The sequence below is a fragment of the Streptomyces sp. NPDC107517 genome (assembly GCF_055582645.1).
Map to the genome: position 1 here is coordinate 597,197 of NZ_JBVJPM010000003.1, position 23,790 is coordinate 620,986.

The 23,790-nt window shown below is 71.5% G+C and carries 19 protein-coding genes and 3 tRNA genes; 12 read left to right on the forward strand and 10 right to left on the reverse strand.

What is annotated here, in order from left to right; genetic code table 11:
* Positions 1–16 precede the first annotated feature (16 nt).
* The 5 genes from ACZ67T_RS10530 (at position 17) to ACZ67T_RS10550 (ending at position 8,614) form a co-directional block, all read left to right on the forward strand.
* A complete protein-coding gene (locus ACZ67T_RS10530; protein ID WP_469983010.1) occupies positions 17–2,272 on the forward strand; it encodes a DNA polymerase III subunit gamma and tau in 2,256 nt (751 codons plus the stop codon).
* A gap of 190 nt (positions 2,273–2,462) precedes the next feature.
* Complete coding sequence (gene purD / locus ACZ67T_RS10535) at positions 2,463–3,716, forward strand: phosphoribosylamine--glycine ligase (RefSeq protein ID WP_469983012.1); 1,254 nt, start codon at positions 2,463–2,465, stop codon at positions 3,714–3,716.
* A gap of 274 nt (positions 3,717–3,990) precedes the next feature.
* On the forward strand, positions 3,991–5,847 hold the full coding sequence (locus ACZ67T_RS10540) for a hypothetical protein (protein ID WP_469983101.1): 1,857 nt from the start codon (positions 3,991–3,993) through the stop codon (positions 5,845–5,847).
* 203 nt (positions 5,848–6,050) lie between these two features.
* Positions 6,051–7,592 carry a N,N-dimethylformamidase beta subunit family domain-containing protein gene (locus ACZ67T_RS10545; protein ID WP_469983014.1) on the forward strand — a complete coding sequence of 514 codons (1,542 nt, stop codon included), beginning with the start codon at positions 6,051–6,053 and terminating at the stop codon, positions 7,590–7,592.
* A 125-nt stretch (positions 7,593–7,717) separates the two neighbouring features.
* A complete protein-coding gene (locus ACZ67T_RS10550; protein ID WP_469983016.1) occupies positions 7,718–8,614 on the forward strand; it encodes a phosphoribosylaminoimidazolesuccinocarboxamide synthase in 897 nt (298 codons plus the stop codon).
* A gap of 57 nt (positions 8,615–8,671) precedes the next feature.
* On the opposite strand, the gene ACZ67T_RS10555 is transcribed toward ACZ67T_RS10550, so the two are convergent.
* From ACZ67T_RS10555 to ACZ67T_RS10590, 8 genes are all read right to left on the reverse strand, one after another.
* Positions 8,672–8,747, reverse strand: a tRNA-Gly gene (locus ACZ67T_RS10555).
* A 23-nt stretch (positions 8,748–8,770) separates the two neighbouring features.
* Positions 8,771–9,379 carry a response regulator gene (locus tag ACZ67T_RS10560; RefSeq protein WP_469983018.1) on the reverse strand — a complete coding sequence of 203 codons (609 nt, stop codon included), beginning with the start codon at positions 9,377–9,379 and terminating at the stop codon, positions 8,771–8,773.
* Entirely contained in the window at positions 9,376–10,635 is a 1,260-nt protein-coding gene (locus ACZ67T_RS10565; protein WP_469983020.1) for a sensor histidine kinase, read from the reverse strand. The genes ACZ67T_RS10560 and ACZ67T_RS10565 overlap by 4 nt, the downstream gene beginning before the upstream one ends.
* A gap of 17 nt (positions 10,636–10,652) precedes the next feature.
* Positions 10,653–11,462: an ABC transporter permease gene (locus ACZ67T_RS10570; protein ID WP_469983021.1), complete on the reverse strand. Its 810-nt coding sequence runs from the start codon at positions 11,460–11,462 to the stop codon at positions 10,653–10,655.
* Positions 11,459–12,430, reverse strand: a complete 972-nt coding sequence (locus ACZ67T_RS10575) for an ABC transporter ATP-binding protein (RefSeq protein ID WP_469983022.1) — start codon at positions 12,428–12,430, stop codon at positions 11,459–11,461. The genes ACZ67T_RS10570 and ACZ67T_RS10575 overlap by 4 nt, the downstream gene beginning before the upstream one ends.
* Positions 12,431–12,609: 179 nt before the next feature.
* Positions 12,610–12,685 (reverse strand) — tRNA-Gly (locus ACZ67T_RS10580).
* Positions 12,686–12,764: 79 nt separating this feature from the next.
* Positions 12,765–12,836: transfer RNA gene (locus ACZ67T_RS10585), tRNA-Gly, on the reverse strand.
* A gap of 111 nt (positions 12,837–12,947) precedes the next feature.
* Entirely contained in the window at positions 12,948–13,289 is a 342-nt protein-coding gene (locus ACZ67T_RS10590) for a histone-like nucleoid-structuring protein Lsr2 (protein ID WP_469983024.1), read from the reverse strand.
* Positions 13,290–13,617: 328 nt separating this feature from the next.
* On the opposite strand from ACZ67T_RS10590, the gene purS reads away from it, so the two are divergent.
* From purS to purM, 7 genes are all read left to right on the forward strand, one after another.
* Positions 13,618–13,884, forward strand: coding sequence for a phosphoribosylformylglycinamidine synthase subunit PurS (gene purS / locus ACZ67T_RS10595; protein WP_100598945.1), 267 nt, complete (start codon positions 13,618–13,620; stop codon positions 13,882–13,884).
* Positions 13,881–14,564 carry a phosphoribosylformylglycinamidine synthase subunit PurQ gene (gene purQ / locus ACZ67T_RS10600; protein ID WP_469983026.1) on the forward strand — a complete coding sequence of 228 codons (684 nt, stop codon included), beginning with the start codon at positions 13,881–13,883 and terminating at the stop codon, positions 14,562–14,564. The genes purS and purQ overlap by 4 nt, the downstream gene beginning before the upstream one ends.
* Positions 14,561–16,810: a phosphoribosylformylglycinamidine synthase subunit PurL gene (gene purL, locus ACZ67T_RS10605; protein ID WP_469983028.1), complete on the forward strand. Its 2,250-nt coding sequence runs from the start codon at positions 14,561–14,563 to the stop codon at positions 16,808–16,810. Before purQ ends, purL begins: the two co-directional genes overlap by 4 nt.
* A 461-nt stretch (positions 16,811–17,271) precedes the next feature.
* Positions 17,272–18,105, forward strand: coding sequence for a maleylpyruvate isomerase family mycothiol-dependent enzyme (locus ACZ67T_RS10610; RefSeq protein WP_469983029.1), 834 nt, complete (start codon positions 17,272–17,274; stop codon positions 18,103–18,105).
* Between the two features lie 53 nt (positions 18,106–18,158).
* Positions 18,159–18,959 carry an META domain-containing protein gene (locus ACZ67T_RS10615; protein ID WP_469983030.1) on the forward strand — a complete coding sequence of 267 codons (801 nt, stop codon included), beginning with the start codon at positions 18,159–18,161 and terminating at the stop codon, positions 18,957–18,959.
* Between the two features lie 338 nt (positions 18,960–19,297).
* On the forward strand, positions 19,298–20,824 hold the full coding sequence (gene purF, locus ACZ67T_RS10620; RefSeq protein ID WP_469983031.1) for an amidophosphoribosyltransferase: 1,527 nt from the start codon (positions 19,298–19,300) through the stop codon (positions 20,822–20,824).
* Between the two features lie 34 nt (positions 20,825–20,858).
* The gene (gene purM / locus ACZ67T_RS10625) at positions 20,859–21,932 is read left to right on the forward strand and encodes a phosphoribosylformylglycinamidine cyclo-ligase (protein WP_469983032.1); all 1,074 of its coding nucleotides are present in this window, start codon (positions 20,859–20,861) and stop codon (positions 21,930–21,932) included.
* Between the two features lie 126 nt (positions 21,933–22,058).
* Here purM and ACZ67T_RS10630 read toward each other — a convergent pair whose 3' ends face one another.
* Together ACZ67T_RS10630 and ACZ67T_RS10635 are read right to left on the reverse strand one after the other, a co-directional pair.
* On the reverse strand, positions 22,059–22,316 hold the full coding sequence (locus ACZ67T_RS10630; RefSeq protein WP_116512208.1) for a DUF3073 domain-containing protein: 258 nt from the start codon (positions 22,314–22,316) through the stop codon (positions 22,059–22,061).
* Positions 22,317–22,605: 289 nt separating this feature from the next.
* Complete coding sequence (locus ACZ67T_RS10635; RefSeq protein ID WP_469983033.1) at positions 22,606–23,697, reverse strand: Leu/Phe/Val dehydrogenase; 1,092 nt, start codon at positions 23,695–23,697, stop codon at positions 22,606–22,608.
* Between the last annotated feature and the right edge of the window lie 93 nt (positions 23,698–23,790).

Here is a 23,790-nt window from a genome sequence, read left to right on the forward strand (position 1 = left end):
CTATAACCTCGTATACGTGTCGTCTCTCGCGCTCTACCGCCGCTATCGCCCGGAGTCGTTCGCCGAGGTCATCGGGCAGGAACATGTGACCGACCCGCTGCAGCAGGCGCTGCGGAACAACCGGGTCAATCACGCGTACCTGTTCAGTGGCCCGCGCGGCTGCGGCAAGACGACGAGCGCGCGCATTCTCGCGCGGTGCCTGAACTGCGAGCAGGGGCCCACACCGACGCCGTGCGGCGAGTGTCAGTCCTGCCGCGACCTGGCGAGGAACGGGCCGGGTTCGATCGACGTCATCGAGATCGACGCCGCTTCGCACGGTGGTGTCGACGACGCCCGTGACCTGCGAGAAAAGGCCTTCTTCGGTCCCGCGAGCAGCCGCTACAAGATCTACATCATCGACGAGGCCCACATGGTCACGTCGGCGGGGTTCAACGCCCTTCTGAAGGTCGTCGAGGAGCCCCCGGAGCACCTCAAGTTCATCTTCGCCACCACGGAGCCCGAGAAGGTCATCGGGACCATCCGGTCGCGTACGCACCACTACCCCTTCCGCCTCGTGCCGCCCGGGACGCTCCGGGACTATCTCGGAGAGGTCTGCGGCAAGGAGGACATCCCCGTCGCGGAGGGTGTCCTGCCGCTGGTCGTGCGGGCCGGCGCCGGTTCCGTGCGTGACTCCATGTCCGTCATGGACCAGCTGCTCGCCGCCGCGGCCGAGGACGGTGTGACGTATGCCATGGCGACGTCCCTCCTCGGGTACACGGACGGTTCGCTGCTCGACTCCGTCGTCGAGGCCTTCGCCTCGGGTGACGGCGCCGCCGCCTTCGAGGTCGTCGACCGCGTCATCGAGGGGGGCAACGACCCGCGCCGGTTCGTCGCCGACCTCCTGGAGCGGCTTCGGGACCTGGTGATCCTCGCCGCCGTCCCGGACGCGGCCGAGAAGGGCCTCATCGACGCTCCTGTCGACGTCGTCGAGCGGATGCAGGCCCAGGCCACAGTCTTCGGCGGCGCCGAGCTCAGCCGCGCCGCCGACCTGGTCAACGAGGGGCTCACGGAGATGCGGGGCGCCACCTCGCCCCGCCTCCAGCTCGAGCTGATCTGCGCGCGCGTGCTGCTGCCCGCCGCGTACGACGACGCCCGCTCCGTGATGGCCCGGCTCGAGCGCCTGGAGCGCGGCGGCCACTTCGTACCCGCGGGACAGGGCTCCGGCCCGGCCATGGGATACGTGCCGTCGCCCGACGCCCACCCCGGTGCGGCCGCGCAGGTCCCCGCGGGGGGCGGCCCTGCCGCTGCCCGGGCCGCGGTGCGGGGGCCGGGACCGGGCGGGGAAGCGGCGCCTGCGCCGGTTGCTCCAGCGCCCGCTCCTGCCCCGGCCGCTGCATCGGCTCCTGCTCCTGCTCCTCAGGTGTCCGCGCCGCCGGCCGCCCCCGTTGCTCCGGCAGAACCCGCGCCCTCGGCGCCGCCCGCCGGGGCCGCACCCGGCGCGTGGCCCACGGCCGCCCCCGCCGGTGGCGGCAGGCGCCCCGGCGGCTGGCCCACGGCCGCGCCCACCGGCGGAGGCACCGGTGGGGGCCAGCCCTCCGCCGCGGCTCCCACGCCGCCCCCTGCCCAGCCCCAGCCGCAGGCCCCCGCTCAGCCCCCCGCCGCGGCACCGCCCGCAGCCGGTGGGCTCGACCCGCGCAGCCTGTGGCCGAACATCCTCGAAGTGGTCAAGAACAAGCGCCGCTTCACCTGGATCCTGCTCAGCCAGAACGCGCAGGTGACCGGCTTCGACGGCACGACCCTCCAGCTCGGCTTCCTGAACGCCGGAGCGCGGGACAACTTCGCGAGCAGCGGCAGCGAAGAGGTCCTGCGGACGGCACTGGCCGAGCAGTTCGGCGTCCACTGGAAGGTCGAGGCGGTCGTCGACCCCTCGGGCGGCGGCGGTGGTGGCCAGGCTCCGCCCCCCGCTCCGGGCGGCGGTTATCCGGGCCAGGGCGGTGGCTACGCGGGCCAGAGCGGCGGTGGTGCCCCCGCGGCCCCCGCTCCGCCGCGCCCGCCGGCCCCTCAGGCGCAGGCCCCTGCCGCGCCGCGCCCCCCGGACCGGTCCGGGCCTCAGGCATCCGCCCCGGCCCCCGCGCCGAGACCGGCGGCCCCGGAGCCGCCCCCGGTCTCCATCGAGGACGACATCCCGGCAGACGACGACGCCGACCTCGACGAGTCGGGGGTCCTCTCCGGCCACGACCTGATCGTCCGCGAGCTCGGGGCGACGGTCGTCGAGGAATTCACGAACGAGTAGGCGGCCTCGTAGCGGGGACCGGACAGCACGGGCCACGCAGCGCAGCCACTGCCCTGCGGCTCTGGCCCCGGCAAAGCCCTCGGACCGGCCCCCGTCACCCCGTTCCATGGAGAAACGCACGAACCCCCGCCGCCCCCGCTCTCGGCGGCCCGTACAAGAGCACACCGGCCCGCCGCCTATGCTGGCTGGCGTGAAGGTCCTCGTCATCGGCAGCGGCGCCCGCGAACACGCCCTGTGCCGCTCACTGTCCCTCGACCCCGACGTCACCGCGCTGTACTGCGCGCCCGGCAACGCAGGAATCGCCGAGGTCGCCGAGCTGCTCCCGGTCGACGCCCTCGACGGCGCTGCCGTGGCCCGGCTGGCCGGTGAGCTGGCCGCGGACCTCGTCGTGGTCGGCCCGGAGGCACCCCTTGTCGCAGGGGTCGCCGACGCCGTACGCGCCGCGGGCATCCCCTGCTTCGGCCCCTCCGGGGAAGCCGCGCAGCTGGAAGGCTCCAAGGCGTTCGCCAAGGACGTGATGGCGGGGGCCGGCGTGCCGACCGCCCGCTCGTACGTGTGCACCACCCCGGCCGAGGTCGACGAGGCGCTCGACGCCTTCGGGGCCCCGTACGTCGTCAAGGACGACGGGCTCGCGGCCGGCAAGGGCGTCGTCGTGACGGACGACCTCGAGGCCGCCCGCGCGCATGCCAACGCCTGCGACCGCGTCGTCATCGAGGAGTTCCTCGACGGCCCCGAGGTCTCGCTCTTCGCGATCACCGACGGCGTGACCGTCGTCCCGCTCCAGCCCGCGCAGGACTTCAAGCGCGCGCTCGACGGCGACGCGGGCCCCAACACCGGCGGCATGGGTGCCTATTCGCCGCTCCCGTGGGCCGACCCGAAGCTCGTCGACGAGGTCATGGAGACGGTCCTCCAACCGACCGTCGACGAACTGCGCCGCCGCGGCACGGCCTTCTCCGGCCTGCTGTACGCGGGACTCGCGATCACCTCGCGCGGTGTACGGGTCATCGAGTTCAACGCCCGGTTCGGCGACCCGGAGACCCAGGTCGTCCTGGCCCGCCTGAAGACCCCGCTCGCCGGCGTCCTCCTCGCCTCGGCCGACGGCACGCTCGAGGACCTGCCGCCCCTGCGCTGGAGCGACGAGGCGGCCGTGACCGTCGTCGTGGCCTCCCACAACTACCCGGAGACACCGCGCACCGGCGACCCCATCACCGGGCTCGCCGACGTGGCCGCGCAGGACGCGCCCCACGCGTACGTCCTGCACGCCGGGACGAAGCGGGACGGGGACGCCGTCGTCAGCGCCGGTGGCCGTGTGCTCTCCGTGACCGCGACGGGCTCGGACCTCACGCAGGCCCGCGAGCGCGCGTACGCGGCGGTCTCGCGGATCGGCCTCGACGGCTCGCAGCACCGCACCGACATCGCGGCGAAGGCGGCCGCGGAGGCCTGACCGCAAGCCTCACCTGCGTGGACCTCAGGCCCTTGATCCGAAGCGGATCAGGGGCCTGAATGTCATCCACCTCTACCCAAAGCCATTCCATCGAGTGACCGCTCGCCCATCCGGCTGACGATGCCCTGAGCCCCAACTAGGGTGCGGCGAAAGCGTTCCGGCACTTGGCCCACCGGCATTGCGATGTCAGTGACGGATGCCACAGTGGGGGAGTGGACAACGTCATGGGTGCGGGAAACATAGGCAGCAGGGGGTGACATCGGTCGTGTCCGGTATGGGTGCGGAGATGGGCGCGCAGGCCGCGCGCTCCCGGGCTCTCGCGGTGCTGCGCATCCGCGGCAGAGCGCTGGCCGTCGCCCTGCTGCCCGCGGCCTTCGCGGTCGTGCTGGCCGCGGGCGCCGCCACCGGGCACATGGTCGGCGACGGCTGGCAGGCGGCGCGGTGGATCGTGACGGTCCTCGCCCTGGTCGTCCTGGCGTGCGCGGCGGGCATCGCCCTCGTGGTGGCCCGCGCCCGCCCGGCCGTCAGCCCGACGGTGCCGATCGCCGAGGAGCGGGCCCCCGATCTCTACCGGCTGGTGCGCGATCTCGCCGACCGGCTCGACGTCCCGGCCCCCTCCGCCATAGCGCTCACCCCTGACTGCGACAGCTGGCTGGAGGACCGTACGCATCCCGCGCACGGACCGCCCAGACCCAAGGCCGACGAGGGCCGGATCCCGCGGGACGCCGACGACGCGGGCATCCGGGGCGGCGGCGCCGGCCGAGGCCGGGTGCCGGCCGCACCCGTCCTGGTCATCGGCTCCCCCTTCCTGTGGTGGATGCGCGTGGGCGAGCTGCGCGCCGTCCTCGCCCCGGTCGTCGCCGGTACGGGGCCGTCGGCGCACCCGGACATAGCGGCCGCGCGCCGCTTCGTGCGCGGCCTGGACGCTGCGGTCGCCGTCGCCGCGGCGCCCGGCCGTGGGCCGCTGGGGCGGCTGGTTCTCGGCGGCGTCGGCTGGGTCGCGCGCCTGTTGCTGCGCAGCTGCCGGGGCCACGCGGGCGAGATGGAGCGCGGGGTCGCCGCGGCCGCCGCCGAGCGCGCACAGACAGTGGACTACGGCGTGCGGATCGTCGCCCAGGAGCAGGTCGGCCTGGCCTACGCGGGCTGGGACCGGCTGCTCACCCGGGTCGCGCTGCCCGCCTGGCGCATGGGGCGCTGGCCCTCCCGCCTGGACGCGGGCGTCGTGGCCGCCCTCACCGAACTGTCCCGGCGCGACCGCCTCGCCGAGGGGTTCGCCTCCCGGCTCGGCGAGCGGCCCGCCTGCGATCTGCTGGAGGAGCCGGGCACGGTGGACGAGGCGGCGTCGCTGCTCGCCGCCCGGCTGTTCCACGGAGGCCCCGCCGAGCAGAGCCCCGACTGGGCGCCGGTCGACTGGCAGGAGTATCCGGACGAGGTCGTGGACCGTAAGTGGCGCATGGACGCGGCGCGCCTGCACCGCGTTCTCGACGCCCTCGGCGTGCACGGCTCCGCGGACCCCGCGTCCCCCGACCGGGAGGGCCCGACACTCGCCCGGGTGATGGACCACCTCGCGACGGCGACGTGCGCCGGGGACCCGGCAGAGCCCGTATCCCCGGCAGACACCGCGGCCCCCGCAGACCCCGCACGGTCCGTGGCCCCGGAAGACCCCACCACCCCCCACGACCCCGAGGACGCCTCCGAGGGCGCCGAGGACGTCGCCGAGGACCGCGAGGGCACCCCCACCGCTCTTCTCGCCGCCGGCCTCAGTGCCGAGTCGGCCCGGGAGGAGAGCGAGCGTCCCGCCCCGCCCGTGCCCGCCGCCGGACAGGGGCCCGACGAAGCGTTGTGGGACGAGGGCATGCTCCCGCTCTTCCCTCTCCAACCACCCCGTACAGGACGGGAGTTGGTGGCCGACCACGTCACGGCGATGGTGTGCTGTGCCGCCGTGGACACGGCCGGAGCCGCCCCCGGCCTCGACTGGCTGGACGGCCCCTCGCTCCTGGTCGACGGCGAGCGCGCCAAGGACCTGACCCCGCGCGTCCTGAGCCTCGTGGAGGAGGGCGACCCGGAACCCCTGCGCGCCTGGCTCACCCGCCTCGGCATCCGCCCCGAGAAGCCGGTCCGCCTGGTGTAGGCCGCGACGGAATGCGCGGCACACCCGCACCCCGCGCCCCTCGCATCCGCACAGCTCACCCCCCACCACCTGGAGGCCCACGTTCCGTTCACGTCAATTCGCGACGAACGGTGACGGAGTGCGTGCGTAATGTGATGTGCTGGGGCCGGTCGCTGACAGACGGAGCGCACAAGGGCTCGGGGGAGCGAGGGAGGGAAGCGCGCATGGGGCCGGAACGGGAGGGGCAGAAGGCCGCACGGCCGGAACACGCGCGGTCACCCCGCACCATCCGCCGCTGGGAGTCGGGCGCGCTCGCCCACGCCGTGAGCGACCCGTTCGGCCAGGGCCCCCTGCCGTGGCTGCGCGGCAGCGAACACTACTTCGACGACACGGGCCAGGTGGTCCCCTGGTACGTCGACCACGCCCCCCAGCCCGGTGCGAGCACCATCGCGACCAGCATCCCCAGCCCTCGCACCAGCGGCCCCCGCATGGCAGACGACGTGCACCGCCAGATCAAGGGCTTCACATCGACCGGAGCGGCCGCGCCCGGCGAGGCGATCGACTTCCACATCACGGTGGACCCGCCCCAGCAGTTCAGCGTCGACATCTACCGCATCGGTCACTACGGCGGCGACGGCGCCAGCAAGATCATCACCAGCCCGCGGCTCTCCGGCATCGTCCAGCCGGCCCCGCTCACCGCGGACCGCACGGTCTCCTGCCACCACTGGTGGCTGTCCTGGCGCCTGCAGATCCCGTCGTTCTGGAACGTGGGGGCGTACGTGGCCGTCCTCACCACCGTCGACGGCTACCGCTCGCACGTCCCCTTCACGGTCCGCGACAGCCGGCCCGCCGATCTCCTCCTGCTGCTGCCGGACGTGACCTGGCAGGCGTACAACCTCTATCCGGAGGACGGGCACACGGGCGCGAGTCTCTACCACGCGTGGGACGAGGAGGGGCGGCTGCTCGGCGAGGGCGACGCCGCGACGACGGTCTCCTTCGACCGCCCGTACGCCGGCGCGGGCCTTCCCCTGCACGTCGGCCACGCCTACGACTTCATCCGCTGGGCCGAGCGGTACGGCTACGACCTCGCGTACGCCGACGCCCGCGACCTGCACGCGGGCCGCATCGACCCGACCCGCTACCGGGGCCTCGTCTTCCCCGGCCACGACGAGTACTGGTCGACGCCGATGCGCCGCACCGCCGAAGTGGCCCGCGAGCACGGCACCTCACTCGTCTTCCTCTCCGCCAACACCATGTACTGGCAGGTGGAGTTGGGCCCGTCCCCGTCCGGTGTGCCGGACCGGCTGCTCACCTGCCACAAGCGCAGGGCGCCCGGGAAGTCCGCCCTGTGGCGCGAGATCGACCGCCCCGAGCAGCAGCTCATGGGCATCCAGTACGCGGGCCGGGTCCCGGAGCCGCACCCCCTCGTCGTGCGGAACGCGGGCCACTGGCTGTGGGAGGCCACCGGGGCGCACGAGGGCGACGAGATCGACGGCCTGGTCGCGGGCGAGGCCGACCGCTACTTCCCGCGCACCGCGCTGCCCGAGCACGAGGACCGCATCCTGCTCGCCCACTCGCCCTACCGCGACAGCGAGCGGGCGCCGCGCCACCAGGAGACGTCCCTGTACCGGGCGCCGTCCGGATCGCTGGTCTTCGCGTCCGGCACGTTCGCCTGGTCCCCGGCCCTGGACCGGCCCGGCCATGTCGACCCGCGGATCCAGCGTGCGACGGCCAACCTCCTCGACCGGATCTGCAAGCGCGACTGACCACGCGACCGACCGGTCGCGCCCCGGCCCGTCCCCGCCGCTGCCGCCCGCCGGACCCGTGGCCAAAACTCATCCCTGTATGAGCGAGAATCAGATGCACTCGTACATATCCACGGGGAGGAACCGTGTCCGGATTCGTCGAAAAGCCCGAACCCCAGCAGGTGCCGGGCCTGGTACACCTCCACACCGGCAAGGTGCGGGACCTGTACCGGAACGAGGCGGGCGACCTCGTGATGGTCGCCTCAGACCGCATGTCCGCCTATGACTGGGTGCTGCCCACCCCCATCCCCGACAAGGGCCGCGTGCTCACGCAGCTGTCGCTGTGGTGGTTCGACCAGCTCGCCGACCTGGTCCCCAACCACGTCCTGTCGACCGAGTTGCCGGCCGGCGCCCCCGCCGACTGGCAGGGCCGCACCCTCATCTGCAAGTCGCTGCGCATGGTCCCCGTCGAGTGCGTGGCCCGCGGCTATCTGACGGGCTCCGGCCTCGTCGAGTACGACGCCTCGCGCACGGTCTGCGGCCTCGCGCTGCCCGAGGGCCTGACCGACGGCTCCGAGCTGCCCGCCCCGATCTTCACGCCCGCCACGAAGGCCGAGGTCGGCGAGCACGACGAGAACGTGTCGTACGAGGAGGTGGCCCGCCAGGTCGGCGCGGAGACCGCCGCCCAGCTGCGCCAGATGACGCTCGCCGTCTACGGCCGGGCCCGGGACATCGCGCGGGAGCGCGGCGTGATCCTCGCGGACACCAAGTTCGAGTTCGGATTCGACGGCGAGACGCTGATCCTCGGCGACGAGGTCCTCACCCCGGACTCCTCCCGCTTCTGGCCCGCCGCCGAGTGGGAGCCGGGCCACGCCCAGCCGTCGTTCGACAAGCAGTACGTGCGGAACTGGCTGACGGGCCCCGAGTCGGGCTGGGACCGCAAGAGCGAGCAGCCGCCGCCGGCGCTTCCGCAGCAGGTCGTGGACGCGACGCGCGCCAAGTACATCGAGGCGTACGAGCGCCTGACCGGCGTCAGCTGGTAACCACGGCGCCGCAGATACGCGAAAGCCCCCGGCACCTGAGGTGCCGGGGGCTTTCTGTGGAGCGAACGACGAGGTTCGAACTCGCGACCTCAACCTTGGCAAGGTTGCGCTCTACCAACTGAGCTACGTTCGCACTGCGCCGTGGCGCGAGAGCAACTATACCCAACCCCGCTCCCGCGCGAGCCGCACCGCCGCGTGCCGGTTCTCGGCGCCGAGCTTCGAGACGGCGGACGACAGATAGTTCCGCACGGTCCCCTGCGAGAGCGCGGCGCGCTCCGCGATCTCCGCCACGGGCGCCCCGTCGGCGGCGAATTCGAGCACCTCGGCCTCGCGTGCGGTCAGCGGGGAGTCGCCCGCGGCGATCGCGTCGGCCGCCAACTCCGGGTCCACATAACGGTTTCCCGCGTGCACGGTCCTGATGATCTCGGCGAGCCGCTGGGCGCTCATGGTCTTCGGCACGAAGGCGCGCACCCCGGCGGACAGGGCCCGTTTCAGATGCCCGGGGCGCCCGTGACCGGTCACGATCATGACCCGGCACGCGGGCAGTTCACCGCGCAGCGCTGTGGCGACCTTCACACCGTCGGCGCCCGGCATCTCCAGATCGAGCACCGCCACATCGGGCCGGTGCGCCCGGGCCATGGCGAGCGCCTCGGGCCCGGTGGCGGCCTCGGCGACGACGGCCAGATCGTCCTCGAGCCCGAGCAGCGCGGCGAGCGCCCCGCGGATGAGGTGCTCGTCATCGGCGAGCAGTACGCGCACGGTCACCCGGCGCTCCTTTCGTACGCGGCGTCGCGCCGCTGCTGCGCGGTGGGCCCGGCGAGCGGTATTTCGGCCACCACCCGGAACATCCCGTCCGTATCTGGCACCACACCCGCCTCAAGCGTCCCGCCGACCTCGGCAAGGCGCTCCCGCAGCCCCGCGAGCCCCGACCCGCCGCTCAGGGCCCCAGGCGTTTTGGCCCCGTCGTTCTCCACGCTCAGGACGACCGCGTGCGGCCCCACCCGGAGGCCGATGTCGCAGCGCCGGGCGTCCCCGTGCCGCAGGACGTTCGTCGTGGCCTCGCGGACGACCCAGCCGAGGGCGGACTGCACGGGGCCGGGCAGCCCGGCGGCCGGACCTGTCACCTCGCAGGAGATCCCCGCGGCGGTCAACACGCCCTGCGCGCCCGCCAGTTCGGCCGACAGGTCGGCCTCGCGATAGCCGCGTACGACCTCCCGTACTTCCTTCTGTGACTCCTGGGCGATGCGCTGCACCTCGGTCATCTGGTCCACGGCCTCGGGCCGTCCGCGCAGGGCGAGCTGGACCGCGAGCTCGCTCTTGAGCGCGATCACGGCGAGATTGCGGCCCATCACGTCATGGAGATCGCGCCCGAACCGCAGCCGCTCCTCGGCGACGGCGAGCCGCGCCCTGGTCTCGCGGGCCTCGTCGAGTTCGTGGACGGCGTTCAGCAGCCAGACGGAGAATCCGGCGGTCAGCGCGAAGATCGCGGTGGTGAACAGCACGGTGGCCGCCGTGACGAGGGCGGCGGGCGCGGGCAGCCCGGACGGCACGGACGCCGCCCCGGCACCGAGGGACGCGCCGAGCGCCGCGCCGATCACCCGCCTGCGGGTGCGCAGCCCGGGCGTGACACAGCCCGCGCCGACCATGAGGATGCCGACGAAGAGGACGAGCGCCGTGCGATCCCCGGAGTCCGCGTCCGCGGGCACCCGCAGCATCACGCCGAGCGTCCCGACGGCGATCACGGCGGTGGCGACGCCGTACGCGATGACGAGGCGGATCGGCTGCTCGCGCCGGCCGCGCGTCCAGTCGAGCGCCCGGGACGTGGTCACCGCGCCGAACACGGCATGCGCGCAGAGCGCAAGGAGCAGGGTCCACGCGAGCGCGGCCGGCACCTCACCGAAGGCGAGCGGCCCGAGCCAGCAGATCTCGACGAGCCCGAAGGAGTGCAGAGACCATCGCGTGTACGTCTCCACCTTCGCCGGGGTGCTCTTCCCCCGCCACCACACGTCAGGCCGCCTCATGTCCCCGCTCCGTCGGATCACCGCCGCGGTTCCCAGCGGAACCACCGTCGTACAGCAAACACGGCGAGGACGGTCCAGGCCACAGCGGTGGCGACGGCGCCCAGGGCGCCGTACGCGGAGAGGTCCCCGGTCCAGCCGCCCCGTACGAGGGTGATCACCGGCGTGAGGGGCAGCAGTTCGCACACCGACGCGAGACGGTCCGGCATGACTTCGAGCGGTACGACGGTGCCGGAGCCGAGCAGCGAGAGGAGCAGCAGCGGCATGGCCGCGACCTGCGCGCTCTCGACGCTCTTGCTGAAACTCGCGGTGACGGCGGCGAGCGCGGGCCACATCACCAGGCCCAGCAGCAGCCCGAGTACGGCGTAATAGGGCGCCTGGGGAGCCCCCACGTCGAGGAACGCCGTGCAGGCGGCGACGAGCACGAGGCTCTGCGCGAGGCCGATGGCGACGGAGGGCACGGCGGCACCGGCGAGGATCTCCGCGTCCCGCAGTTCGCCGGTGCGCAGCCGCTTGAGGACGAGCTCCTCGCGCCGCGCCGCGTACACGCCGACCAGCGCGCTGTAGACCGCGAAGAGGAGGGAGAAGCCGATCGCGGACGGCAGCAGCACCGAGCCGACGGTGAGTCCCGCACCCTTCAGGTCCATGCTGTCGATCGACGAGCGCACGCTGAACGGCAGCACCAGCGGCACGAACACCGCGGTGACGAGCGTGCCCTTGCTGCGCCCGATCAGCGTCAGCTCCGCGCGGGCGAGCGCCCGCATCCGCCCTGCGGCCGTCGTGCCGCCCGTGACCGCGGGCCTCGTCCTGTCCGTCACGACCGTGCTCATCGCGCCGCCACCTCGTCCCTGTTCTCCGTGCCGGCCATGGTTTCCGTACGGGCGTCCTGCGCGATCCGCAGGAACGCCTCTTCGAGGGACGCGCTGCGCACGTCGAGCCCCCGCAGCTCGACCCGGGCGTCCCTGGCCCACAACAAAAGCCCGGTGGCGGCCCGTTGGAGCTCGCCGGTCCGCAGCCGCACGGTGCGGCCGTCCGTCTCGTGGCCGCTGACGCCGAGCTCGGCGAGCGGCGGGAGGTCGCCGGGGAAGTAGCCGTCGGGAAGTTCGAAGGAGATGTGCGAGGGCTGGGCGGCGACGACCTCGTCGACGCGGCCCTCGGCGGCGATCCGCCCCTCGTGCAGGATGGCGAGCCGGTCGGCGAGTTCCTCGGCCTCTTCGAGGTAGTGGGTGGTCAGCAGCACGGTGGTGCCCTCGGCGCGCAGCTCGCGCACCAGGTTCCAGGTGGCGCGCCGCCCCTCGGCGTCGAGGCCGGTGGTCGGCTCGTCGAGGAAGAGGACCTCGGGCCGGCCCAGCAGCGCGAGCGCCAGGTCCAGGCGCCGCTTCTCGCCGCCGGACAGCTGCTTCACGCGGATCCGGGACCGCCGTTCGAGCCCGACGAGCTCAAGGGCCTCACCGGCGGGCCGGGCACCGCTCGTGCATCCGCCCCACATCCGGACGGCCTCGGCGACGGTCAGCTCGGACGGAAAGCCGCCTTCCTGGAGCATGACCCCGACGCGCGGCCTGACCAGGTCGCGTTCCGTGTACGGGTCGTGCCCGAGGACCCGTACACGGCCGCCGGCGGGGACGGCGAGTCCTTCGAGGAGTTCGACGGTGGAGGTCTTGCCCGCGCCGTTGGTGCCGAGGAGGGCGAAGAGTTCTCCGCGGGCGACGGAGAAGGTCACTCCGCGCACCGCCTCGTACGAGCCCCCGTACACGCGTCGCAGATCGGTGACGTCGATCACGCGCTCGTTCGTTTCCATGCTCCGAGCCTGTCCCGGCGCCGGGGCGAGGAGCAGTGCGCGCTGTCACCGGACCGCATGACAAATGTCAGAGCGGGTCGCGGACCTGCGCCGCGGGAGGTGGGAGAGGGGCGGAGATGCAGAAGTGGAGAGGGGCGGACATGCAGAAGGCCCCGGTCCGATGGACCGGGGCCTTCAACTGGAGCGAACGACGAGGTTCGAACTCGCGACCTCAACCTTGGCAAGGTTGCGCTCTACCAACTGAGCTACGTTCGCACTGCCTCCGATCGACTCTCATCGATCGGTGCGAGCACCAGCCTACCGCACTCCGAAGAGTGGTTGGTACGCGATGCAGAGCGGGTGACAGGAATTGCACACTGCGCCTTCCCCCTGGAAGGGGGATGTTCTACTACTGAACTACACCCGCAAGACTCCGTGAGGTCCGGCCTTTCGGCCTCGCCCCTCGGCGTGCTCCAGACTTTAGCTGATCAACAGGGGTGCAGCGCAAGTCCGCTGCTCTGCGGGCTGCCGGAGGGAGTCAGTTGGCCGCCTCGAACGCCTCGTAGACCCGCTTGGGGATGCGGCCGCGCGGCGGGACGTCCATCTTGTGCGAGCGTGCCCAGGCGCGGACGGCCGCCGGATCGGCGGACACGGCGGTGTGCTTGAAGCTCCTGACGGTCTTCCCCGACGCCGCACGGCCCGAGCCGGTCTGCTTGCGGCCGGCCTGGAGGAAGGGGGCCAGGGCCTTGCGCAGTTTCTCGGCATTGGCTGGATTCAGGTCGATCTCGTACGACTTGCCGTCGAGACCGAACATGACCGTTTCTGCGGCTTCTCCGCCGTCGATGTCGTCGGAGAGAGTGACCACGACACGCTGCGCCACGAATATCGGTCCCTTCGTGCGACATCCGCACCTTGACGTGCGCCGATGTCGACTGTCCGGCTGTTATGGGGCAAAGCAGAGGCGAACTGCCCGCTTTCGCCATTTCCTTTTTACCCTGCATGGCATTGCATTGTGAAGACCGACTAAATCCGCCCGCGTGTCCGGAGGCAATGGGTCTCCGAAATCTTTCCCCGGATTTTCCACGGGGTCACCGGGGCTGTTGCAGTAACGTGATCCGGCTCTCGTAGCTTCCTACGGTCTACGCGAGTAGAAATTTTGTCCGGGTAGTCTGAAGGGACCTGCTCAGCACCACACACCGGGAGTGCCAGTGGCACGCGTCGTAGTCGACGTCATGCTCAAGCCGGAGATCCTCGACCCCCAGGGCCAGGCGGTGCAGCGTGCACTGCCGCGCCTCGGTTTCGAGGGCATCTCCGACGTACGTCAGGGAAAGCGATTCGAACTCGAGGTTGACGGGCCGGTCGACGATGCCGTCCTCGCCCGTATCCACGAGTTGGCCGACACGTTCCTCGCCAACACCGTGATCGAGAACTTCACCGTGAAGGTGGAAGAACCCGCGGTGGGGGCAGAAAAGTGACCGCTCGTATTGGAGTCGTCACCTTTCCCGGATCCCTCGACGACCGGGACACGCAGCGCGCGATCCGACTCGCCGGCGCGGAACCCGTAGCCCTCTGGCACAAGGACAAGGATCTGAAGCAGGTCGACGCTGTCGTCCTGCCCGGTGGATTCTCCTACGGCGACTATCTGCGGGCGGGTGCCATCTCCCGGTTCTCGCCGGTGATGGAGAGCGTCGTCGACCAGGCCAAGGCGGGTCTTCCCGTTCTCGGTATCTGTAATGGCTTCCAGGTCCTGACCGAGGCGCATCTGCTCCCCGGCGCGATGCTCGGCAACGACCATCTGCACTTCATCTGCCGTGACCAGAAGCTGCGCGTGGAGAACACGGACACCGCCTGGACCGCCGACTACACGGCCGGCCAGGAGATCCACATCCCGCTGAAGAACATGGACGGCCGCTACGTCGCCGACGAGCGCACGCTGGACATGCTGGAGGCGGAGGGCCGCGTCGCCTTCCGTTACGTCGACTTCAACCCGAACGGTTCGCTCCGCGACATCGCCGGCATCACGAACGAGGCGGGCAACGTCGTCGGTCTGATGCCGCACCCGGAGCACGCCGTCGAGCCGCTCATCGGCTCCGGTCGCACCGACGGCCTCCCCTTCTTCACCTCGATCCTCAAGAAGCTGGTCGCCGCCTCATGAGCCTCGACACCGTTGAGAACGCCGCACAGACCCCCGACGTCGAGCTCCCCTGGGCCGAACTCGGCCTGAAGAAGGACGAGTACGAGCGCGTCGTGGAGATCCTCGGCCGCCGCCCGACCGGCGCCGAGCTCGCCATGTACTCCGTGATGTGGTCCGAGCACTGCTCGTACAAGTCGTCCAAGATCCACCTGCGCCAGTTCGGCGAGAAGGCGCCGCAGTCCGACGCGCTGCTCGTCGGCATCGGTGAGAACGCCGGTGTCGTGGACGTCGGCCAGGGCTACGCCGTCACCTTCAAGGTCGAGTCGCACAACCACCCGTCGTACGTCGAGCCCTACCAGGGCGCGGCCACCGGCGTCGGCGGCATCGTGCGCGACATCATCGCGATGGGCGCGCGCCCGGTCGCCGTTGTGGACCCGCTGCGCTTCGGCGCCGCCGACCACCCCGACACCAAGCGCGTCCTGCCCGGAGTCGTCGCCGGCATCGGCGGCTACGGCAACTGCCTGGGCCTGCCGAACATCGGCGGCGAGGTCGTCTTCGACGCCTGCTACCAGGGCAACCCGCTGGTCAACGCCGGCGCCATCGGCGTCATGCGGCACGAGGACATCCACCTCGCGAAGGCGTCGGGCCCGGGCAACAAGGTCATCATGTACGGGGCCCGGACGGGCGGCGACGGCATCGGCGGCGCCTCGATCCTGGCCTCCGAGACCTTCGACGACGCGAAGCCCTCGAAGCGCCCCGCCGTGCAGGTCGGTGACCCCTTCCAGGAGAAGCTCCTCATCGAGTGCACCCTGGAGGCGTTCGCCGAGAAGCTCGTCGTCGGCATCCAGGACCTCGGCGCCGCCGGAATCTCCTGCGCCACCAGCGAGCTGGCGTCCAACGGCTCCGGCGGCATGCGCGTCGAGCTGGACGACGTACCGCTGCGCGACTCCACGCTCTCGCCCGAGGAAATCCTCATGAGCGAGTCGCAGGAGCGCATGTGCGCGGTCGTCGAGCCCGAGAAGGTCGCCCGCTTCCTCGAGATCTGCGAGAAGTGGGACGTCATCGCGACCGTCATCGGTGAGGTCACCGACGGCGACCGCCTGGAGATCTTCTGGCACGGCGAGAAGATCGTCGACGTCGACCCGCGCACGGTCGCCCACGAGGGCCCGACCTACGAGCGCCCGTACGCCCGCCCCGCGTGGCAGGACGCGCTCCAGGCCGACGACGCGAACAAGCTGCCGCGGCCCGCCTCCGCCCAGGAGCTGAAGGGCCAGGTCCTGAAGCTGGTCGCGTCGCCCAACCAGGCGTCGAAGAAGTGGATCACCTCGCAGTACGACCACTTCGTGCAGGGCAACACCGTCCTCGCGCAGCCCGAGGACTCGGGCATGATCCGCATCGACGAGGAGTCGGGGCTCGGCGTCGCCATCGCGACCGACGGCAACGGCCGTTACGCGAAGCTCGACCCGTACCACGGCGCGCAGCTCGCCCTCGCCGAGGCGTACCGGAACGTCGCGACGACCGGCGCCAAGCCGCTCGCGATCTCCGACTGCCTGAACTTCGGTTCGCCCGAGGACCCGGACGTCATGTGGCAGTTCGTCGAGGCCATCCGCGGTCTCGCCGACGCCTGCCAGATCCTCGGCACCCCGGTGACCGGCGGAAACGTCTCGCTGTACAACCAGACGGGCGAGGCGGCGATCCACCCGACGCCGGTCGTCGCCGTGCTCGGCGTCATCGACGATGTCGCCCGCCGCACGCCGGTCGCCTTCAGGGAAGAGGGCCAGCTCCTCTACCTGCTCGGCGACACCCGCGAGGAGTTCGGCGGCTCGGCCTGGTCGCAGGTCGTCCACGACCACCTCGGCGGTCTGCCGCCGCAGGTCGACCTGGAGCGGGAGCGGCTGCTCGCCGACATCCTGATCTCGGCGTCCCGCGACGGCATGGTCGACGCCGCGCACGACCTGTCCGACGGCGGTCTCATCCAGGCCGTGGTCGAGTCGGCGATGCTCGGTGACAAGGGCGCGCGGCTCATCGTGCCCGACGGCCTGGACGCGTTCACGTTCCTGTTCTCCGAGTCGGCGGGCCGCGCGGTCGTCGCCGTCCCGCGGAGCGAGGAGCTGCGCTTCACCGACATGTGCGGCGCGCGCGGCCTCCCGGCCACCCGCATCGGCGTGGTCGACGGCGACGCGGTGGAACTCCAGGGCGAGTTCGCCCTCTCCCTCACGGAACTCCGCGAGGCCCACGAGGCGACGATCCCGGCGCTGCTGGCCTGACGATCGTCCCCGTACGAACGCGAAGGCCCCACCCGGCCGCGAACTGCCGGGTGGGGCCTTCGCGTTGTGCCACGAGCCGCCGGACGAAGCAGAACCGGGAAAGGCGAGCCGCAGCAGCAATGACGCGGTCCGGCGGGCCTCTTCCGTCTGCGGCGGGCAACCGCAGATCCACACCATGACCGCCGCGCTCGGCTACGACAGGCCGATGACTCCCGCGCCCGAGAAGGCCTTCCGCGCCTGCGTCACCGATGTCACCGAGCGCCGCGGCCGCTCGCGGATCAAGCTCCCCCCGCCTCGACGTGCCACACGGAACCGGCGCGGCCCAGGGCCTCCCCTCCGGATCACGCCGGGCTCGCGGGGCATGGCACCGGCCCCGCTCCTGGTCCGGCCTGATCCAAACGGAAGACCCCAGCCCCCACGTTCGCCAAGAACGGATGCCGGTCGCGGAATAGGCTCGCCCCATGTCTCCGGCCAAGAAGCGTGCGCGCTCCTATGATTCCGCCAAGATCCGGGCGGCCGTCCTCGCGCAGTTCGGGCAGGTGCGGGATGCGGTGCTCACGCTCACGCCCGAGCAGCTCGGCGCGCCGACCCGGCTCGGCGACTGGACCGTACGGGAGCTGGCGGCGCACTTCACGATGACGGTCGGCGCGGTGGCCAGGGGGCTGGAGCTGCCGGAGCCGGCCAAGCATGAACTCCCGCTCCTGGACTGGCCGTCGGGGACCGCTGCCGAGTCCGGTGCCATCGCCGAAGGCGCCCGGGAACTCGCCGCGAGCGCGCAGCCGTCGGAGCTCTTCGCGCGCACCACGGCCCGTATCGAGGAGGCCCTCGCCGAGGCCCCCGACACCCGACTGATCCCCACCCTTCCCCAAGCTCTCGGCTCCGCTCGAACAGGGGATGCCCCAACCGGCGCCATGACCCTCGCCGACTTCCTCGTCACCCGTACCGTCGAACTCGTCGTCCACACCGACGACCTGAACGACGCGCTGCCCGGGCTCGATGTCCCTCACGACCGTCAGGCGCTCGCCGCCTGTACGAGGCTGCTCGCCGACGCTCTCGCCGTGAAGGCGCCCGGTGCGTCGACCGAGGTGCGGATCCCGCCGTTCGCCGTCGTCCAGTGCGTCGAGGGCCCCCGCCACACCCGCGGCACCCCGCCGAACGTCGTCGAGACGGACCCGCTCACCTGGATCCGCCTCGCCACCGGACGCGTCGGGTGGCGCGCCGCCCTGGACGACGCGAAGGTCAGCGCGAGCGGCGAGCGGGCCGATCTCAGCAGGCTGCTGCCCCTCATGAGCTGACCCCGATGGCGGAACGGGGGAACCGATCCGGCCGCCCCGCCCGTCCAACCGCCATGCACACGCAATCCCGGAACCTCACCGTCCTGGCCGCGCTCCTGCCCCTCGCGGCCGTCGCAGCGTGCGGATCACAGACCGTGTCCGTGGCGGGTACGCCCGTCACCGGGGTCCGCTGGAACGTCGAGAGCGTCACCGTCGACGGCGCCACGACACAGGCCCCCGGGAGCGCCTACGTGGAGTTCCCCTCGGCGGACCGGGCGCGCGGCAACAACGGCTGCAACAGCTTCGACGCGGAGGCCGAGATCGACGGCGACACGATCCGTATCGGCAGGACCGCCGTGACGATGACGATGTGCACCGACAAGAAGCAGCGGGACTTCGAGAAGACGTTCAGCCGCGCCATCGGCGGCAGCAACAGGGCCAGGACCGACGGTGACCGCCTCACCCTCACCACCGACGACGGCGACACGATCGCCCTGGTCAAGGACCGTCCGGCCCCGCTGACCGGCACCGAGTGGACCGTCACGAGCCTGATCTCGGACGACGTCGCGACCTCGCTGCCCAAGGAGGTCGCGGGCCGCGCCAGGATGACCTTCGAGAAGGACGGCCAGGAGGGCGCCGCCACCGGAAACCTCGGCTGCAACCGCTTCCGCGCCAAGGCAGGGTTCCGCGACGGCCACCTCACGCTCGGCAGGCCCGTCACCACCCGCATGCTCTGCCAGGGCCCGCGCATGGACACCGAACGCGCCCTCCTGAAGCTCTTCGCCCACAAGCTGTCGTACGAGATCCAGGGCCGCACCCTCACGCTGACGGCCCCCGACGGAACCGGCGCCGCGGCGCGAGCGGGCCGGGACTGACCGGACGGCGCCCGCACCCCGTACCCCGCCTCCGCCTCCGCAGCGAATTCCGTCACACTCGCGACCGCCCGTGCGCCTGGCGCCGCCCCCACCGGAGCCCACCGCCCCGCACCCGCCGCCGGCGCCGCACCCGAGACCGCCCAGCAGCGCCGACAGCACGCGAAGAGCCAGGTCAGCATCATGATCGCGGCAAAGGGCCGGGGCGGGCGGAAGGGGGTGAGCGGAGGCCGGCGCACGCCCGGACAGGGGCTTCACGGGCGGGTGCGACCGGCTCGACCAGGCACGGGATCACGTTCGCCAATTCGGACCAGTGGTCGATCTCGCCTACACTCGGAGGCGTGCCACGTGGTGACGGTCGACTCAATCATGATCTGCTCCCCGGCGAGAAGGGCCCCCAGGACGCTTGCGGCGTCTTCGGTGTCTGGGCTCCCGGTGAAGAGGTCGCCAAGCTGACTTACTTCGGGCTCTACGCCCTCCAGCATCGAGGTCAGGAATCCGCGGGAATCGCGGTGAGCAACGGCTCCCAGATTCTCGTCTTCAAGGACATGGGCCTCGTGTCCCAGGTCTTCGACGAGACCTCCCTCAGCTCCCTCCAAGGTCATATCGCGGTCGGTCACGCCCGCTACTCGACCACCGGCGCCTCCGTCTGGGAGAACGCCCAGCCGACGTTCCGTGCCACCGCGCACGGCTCGATCGCGCTCGGCCACAACGGCAACCTGGTCAACACGGCCCAGCTCGCCGAGATGGTCGCGGCCCTCCCCAAGGAGAACGGCCGCAACACGCAGCTCGCGGCGACCAACGACACCGACCTCGTCACCGCGCTCCTCGCGGGCCAGGTCGACGACGACGGCAAGCCGCTGACCATCGAAGACGCCGCCGCCAGGATCCTTCCGGATGTTCGGGGCGCCTTCTCCCTCGTCTTCATGGACGAGCACACCCTCTACGCGGCCCGCGACCCGCAGGGCATCCGCCCGCTGGTCCTCGGCCGGCTGGAGCGCGGCTGGGTCGTCGCCTCCGAGTCCGCCGCCCTCGACATCTGCGGCGCCAGCTATGTGCGCGAGATCGAGCCGGGCGAGTTCGTCGCCATCGACGAGAACGGCCTGCGCACCTCACGATTCGCAGAAGCGAAGCCCAAGGGCTGTGTCTTCGAGTACGTGTACCTGGCCCGCCCCGACACCGACATCGCCGGGCGGAACGTGTACCTCTCCCGCGTGGAGATGGGCCGCAAACTCGCCAAGGAAGCACCGGTCGAGGCCGACCTGGTCATAGCGACGCCGGAATCGGGCACCCCCGCCGCGATCGGTTACGCGGAGGCCTCCGGCATCCCGTTCGGCGCGGGTCTGGTCAAGAACGCGTACGTCGGCCGGACCTTCATCCAGCCCTCGCAGACCATCCGGCAGCTCGGTATCCGGCTGAAGCTCAACCCGCTCAAGGAAGTCATCAAGGGCAAGCGCCTGGTCGTCGTCGACGACTCGATCGTGCGCGGCAACACCCAGCGCGCCCTGGTCCGCATGCTCCGCGAGGCGGGCGCGGCCGAGATCCACATCCGGATCTCCTCTCCCCCCGTGAAGTGGCCGTGCTTCTTCGGCATCGACTTCGCGACGCGCGCCGAGCTGATCGCCAACGGCATGTCGATCGACGAGATCGGCAAGTCCCTGGGCGCCGACTCCCTCTCCTACATCTCCATCGACGGCATGATCGAGGCCACGACCATCGACAAGCCGAACCTCTGCCGCGCCTGCTTCGACGGCGAGTACCCGATGGACCTTCCCGACCCCGAGCTGCTCGGCAAGCAGCTTCTGGAGACCGAGCTCGCGGCAGGACCGGCGAACACCGCCGCCACCGACGCCCTCCGTCGCCCGTAAGACCCCCGTCGTACGACACGAAAGTTCTCAAGCCATGTCTGAGACACCTGGTGCCAGCTATGCGTCCGCGGGCGTCGACATCGAAGCGGGCGACCGCGCCGTCGAGCTGATGAAGGAGTGGGTGAAGAAGACGCAGCGCCCCGAGGTCGCCGGCCTCGGCGGTCTCGGCGGATTCGCCGGCCTCTTCGACGCCTCCGCCTTCAAGCGTTACGAGCGTCCGCTGCTCGCCTCCGCCACGGACGGAGTCGGCACGAAGGTCGACATCGCCCGCCGCCTCGGCGTGTACGACACCATCGGTCACGACCTCGTCGCGATGGTCGTGGACGACATCGTGGTGTGCGGCGCCGAGCCGCTGTTCATGACCGACTACATCTGCGTCGGCAAGGTGCACCCCGAGCGTGTCGCCGCGATCGTCAAGGGCATCGCCGAGGGCTGTGTCCTCGCCGGCTGCTCCCTCGTCGGCGGCGAGACCGCGGAGCACCCGGGCCTGCTCGGCGCGGACGACTTCGATGTCGCGGGCGCCGGCACCGGCGTCGTGGAGGCCGACCGGCTGCTCGGCCCGGATCGTATCCGTACGGGTGACGCGGTGATCGCCATGGCGTCCTCAGGCCTTCACTCGAACGGGTACTCGCTGGTCCGCCACGTCCTCTTCGACCGCGCGAACCTGAAGCTCGACCAGCACATCGAGGAGCTCGGCCGCACGCTCGGCGAGGAGCTCCTGGAGCCCACCAAGATCTACTCGCTGGACTGCCTGGCGCTGACCCGCACCACGGACGTCCACGCGTACAGCCACATCACGGGCGGCGGCCTCGCGGCCAACCTGGCCCGGGTCATCCCGGACGGCCTGCACGCCACCGTGGACCGCTCCACGTGGGCGCCCGGCGCGATCTTCGACCTCGTCGGCAAGGCCGGCGCGGTGGAGCGCCTGGAGCTCGAGAAGACGCTGAACATGGGCGTCGGCATGATGGCGATCGTCCCGCAGGACGCGGTGGACTCGGCGCTCGCGACGCTCGCCGACCGCGGCGTGGACTCGTGGGTCGCCGGTGAGATCACCGAGCGCGGCGAGCACGCCACGGGCGCGGCGCTCACGGGTGACTACAGCAAGTAGGGACCGCAGGGCAGCACAAAACCCGGTCCGGCGGTGTGACCACCCCGGACCGGGTGAAGTGCAGTTGCTACGAAAACGAGAACTGCGAAGAACTACTGCTGGACTGCAGACTGCAGGACTGCGAGGTCAAGCGCCGCGGCGCTGCGACGAGGGACCGGACTCGTCTGAGTCCTCGTCATCCTCGTCGTCGTTATACAGATCCGCGTACTGGGCGTACGGGTCGTCTTCCTCGTCGTCGTCCTCGAACGGCTCGCCATTCGGCGGCTGATTCGAGGTCGAAGCGCCCAGCTCATTGGCCAGACGCGAGAGGTCAGTCCCGCCGCTGCTGTACTTCAGCTGGCGGGCGACCTTCGTCTGCTTGGCCTTTGCCCGGCCGCGCCCCATGGCTCGACCCCCTCGGTGACGGGGCTCGACGGCCCCAGAGTCTTGACACGCGTTCATGATCTCGAACGGGCTCTCCGCAGAGAGACCCGTCCTTAGGGCTTCCACGGTACCTGCTCCCGCGGCCATACGGTACGTCGCCCGCAGGACGCGCCTGGGCGCAGGACCAGCAAGGTGCCCTGTCCTCGCTGGTCAACTGCGATTTTAACCTCTTCTTGGCGAGCGACCCGCCGACGGGCGTGAGTCTTGTCTCCCACAGCCGCCGCCGGGTCGCTCAGGGGCGCCCCGAACGTCAGCGGCGGCGGGCCTCCGCCATGCGCTGCTCGGCGATGCGGTCGGCCGCGGCGGCCGGCGGAATCCCGTCCGCCTTCGCACGAGCGAATATGGCCAGCGTCGTGTCGAAGATCTTCGCCGCCTTGGCCTTGCACCGGTCGAAGTCGAAGCCGTGCAGCTCGTCGGCGACCTGGATCACTCCGCCGGCGTTCACGACGTAGTCGGGCGCGTAGAGGATCCCGCGGTCGGCGAGGTCCTTCTCCACGCCCGGGTGGGCGAGCTGGTTGTTGGCCGCGCCGCAGACGATCTTCGCGGTGAGGACCGGGACGGAGTGGTCGTCGAGCGCGCCGCCCAGGGCGCACGGAGCGTAGATGTCGAGACCCTCCGTACGGATGAGCGCCTCGGTGTCCGCCACGGCCCGGACGGACGGGTGCTTGTCCTGAATCCGCCGTACGGACTCCTCGCGCACGTCCGTGATCACGACTTCGGCGCCGTCCGACAGGAGGTGCTCCACGAGGTGGTGGCCGACCTTGCCGACGCCCGCGACGCCGACCCTGCGGTCGCGCAGCGTCGGGTCGCCCCACAGGTGCTGGGCGGAGGCCCGCATGCCCTGGAAGACGCCGAAGGCGGTGAGCACGGACGAGTCGCCGGCGCCGCCGTTCTCGGGCGAACGCCCGGTCGTCCAGCGGCACTCGCGCGCGACGACGTCCATGTCGGCGACGTAGGTGCCGACGTCGCACGCCGTCACGTAGCGCCCGCCGAGGGAGGCGACGAAGCGGCCGTAGGCGAGCAGCAGTTCCTCGCTCTTGATCGTCTCGGGGTCACCGATGATCACGGCCTTGCCGCCGCCGTGGTCGAGCCCGGCCATGGCGTTCTTGTACGACATCCCGCGCGAGAGGTTGAGGGCGTCGGCGACGGCCTCCGCCTCGCTCGCGTAGGGGTAGAAGCGGGTGCCGCCGAGGGCGGGGCCCAGGGCGGTGCTGTGGATGGCGATGACGGCCTTGAGGCCACTGGCGCGGTCCTGGCAGAGCACGACTTGCTCATGGCCGCCCTGATCCGACCGGAACAGGGTGTGCAGAACATCGGCAGGGGCGCCGGTTACGTCGGTCACTGTGGTGACTCCCGGTCAAGTAGCGGCGGTTGGTGGCGGTGCCCGTACGGGTGGCGGGCCCCGTTGGGCAAGAGACTAGAGCCTGCGCCGAGC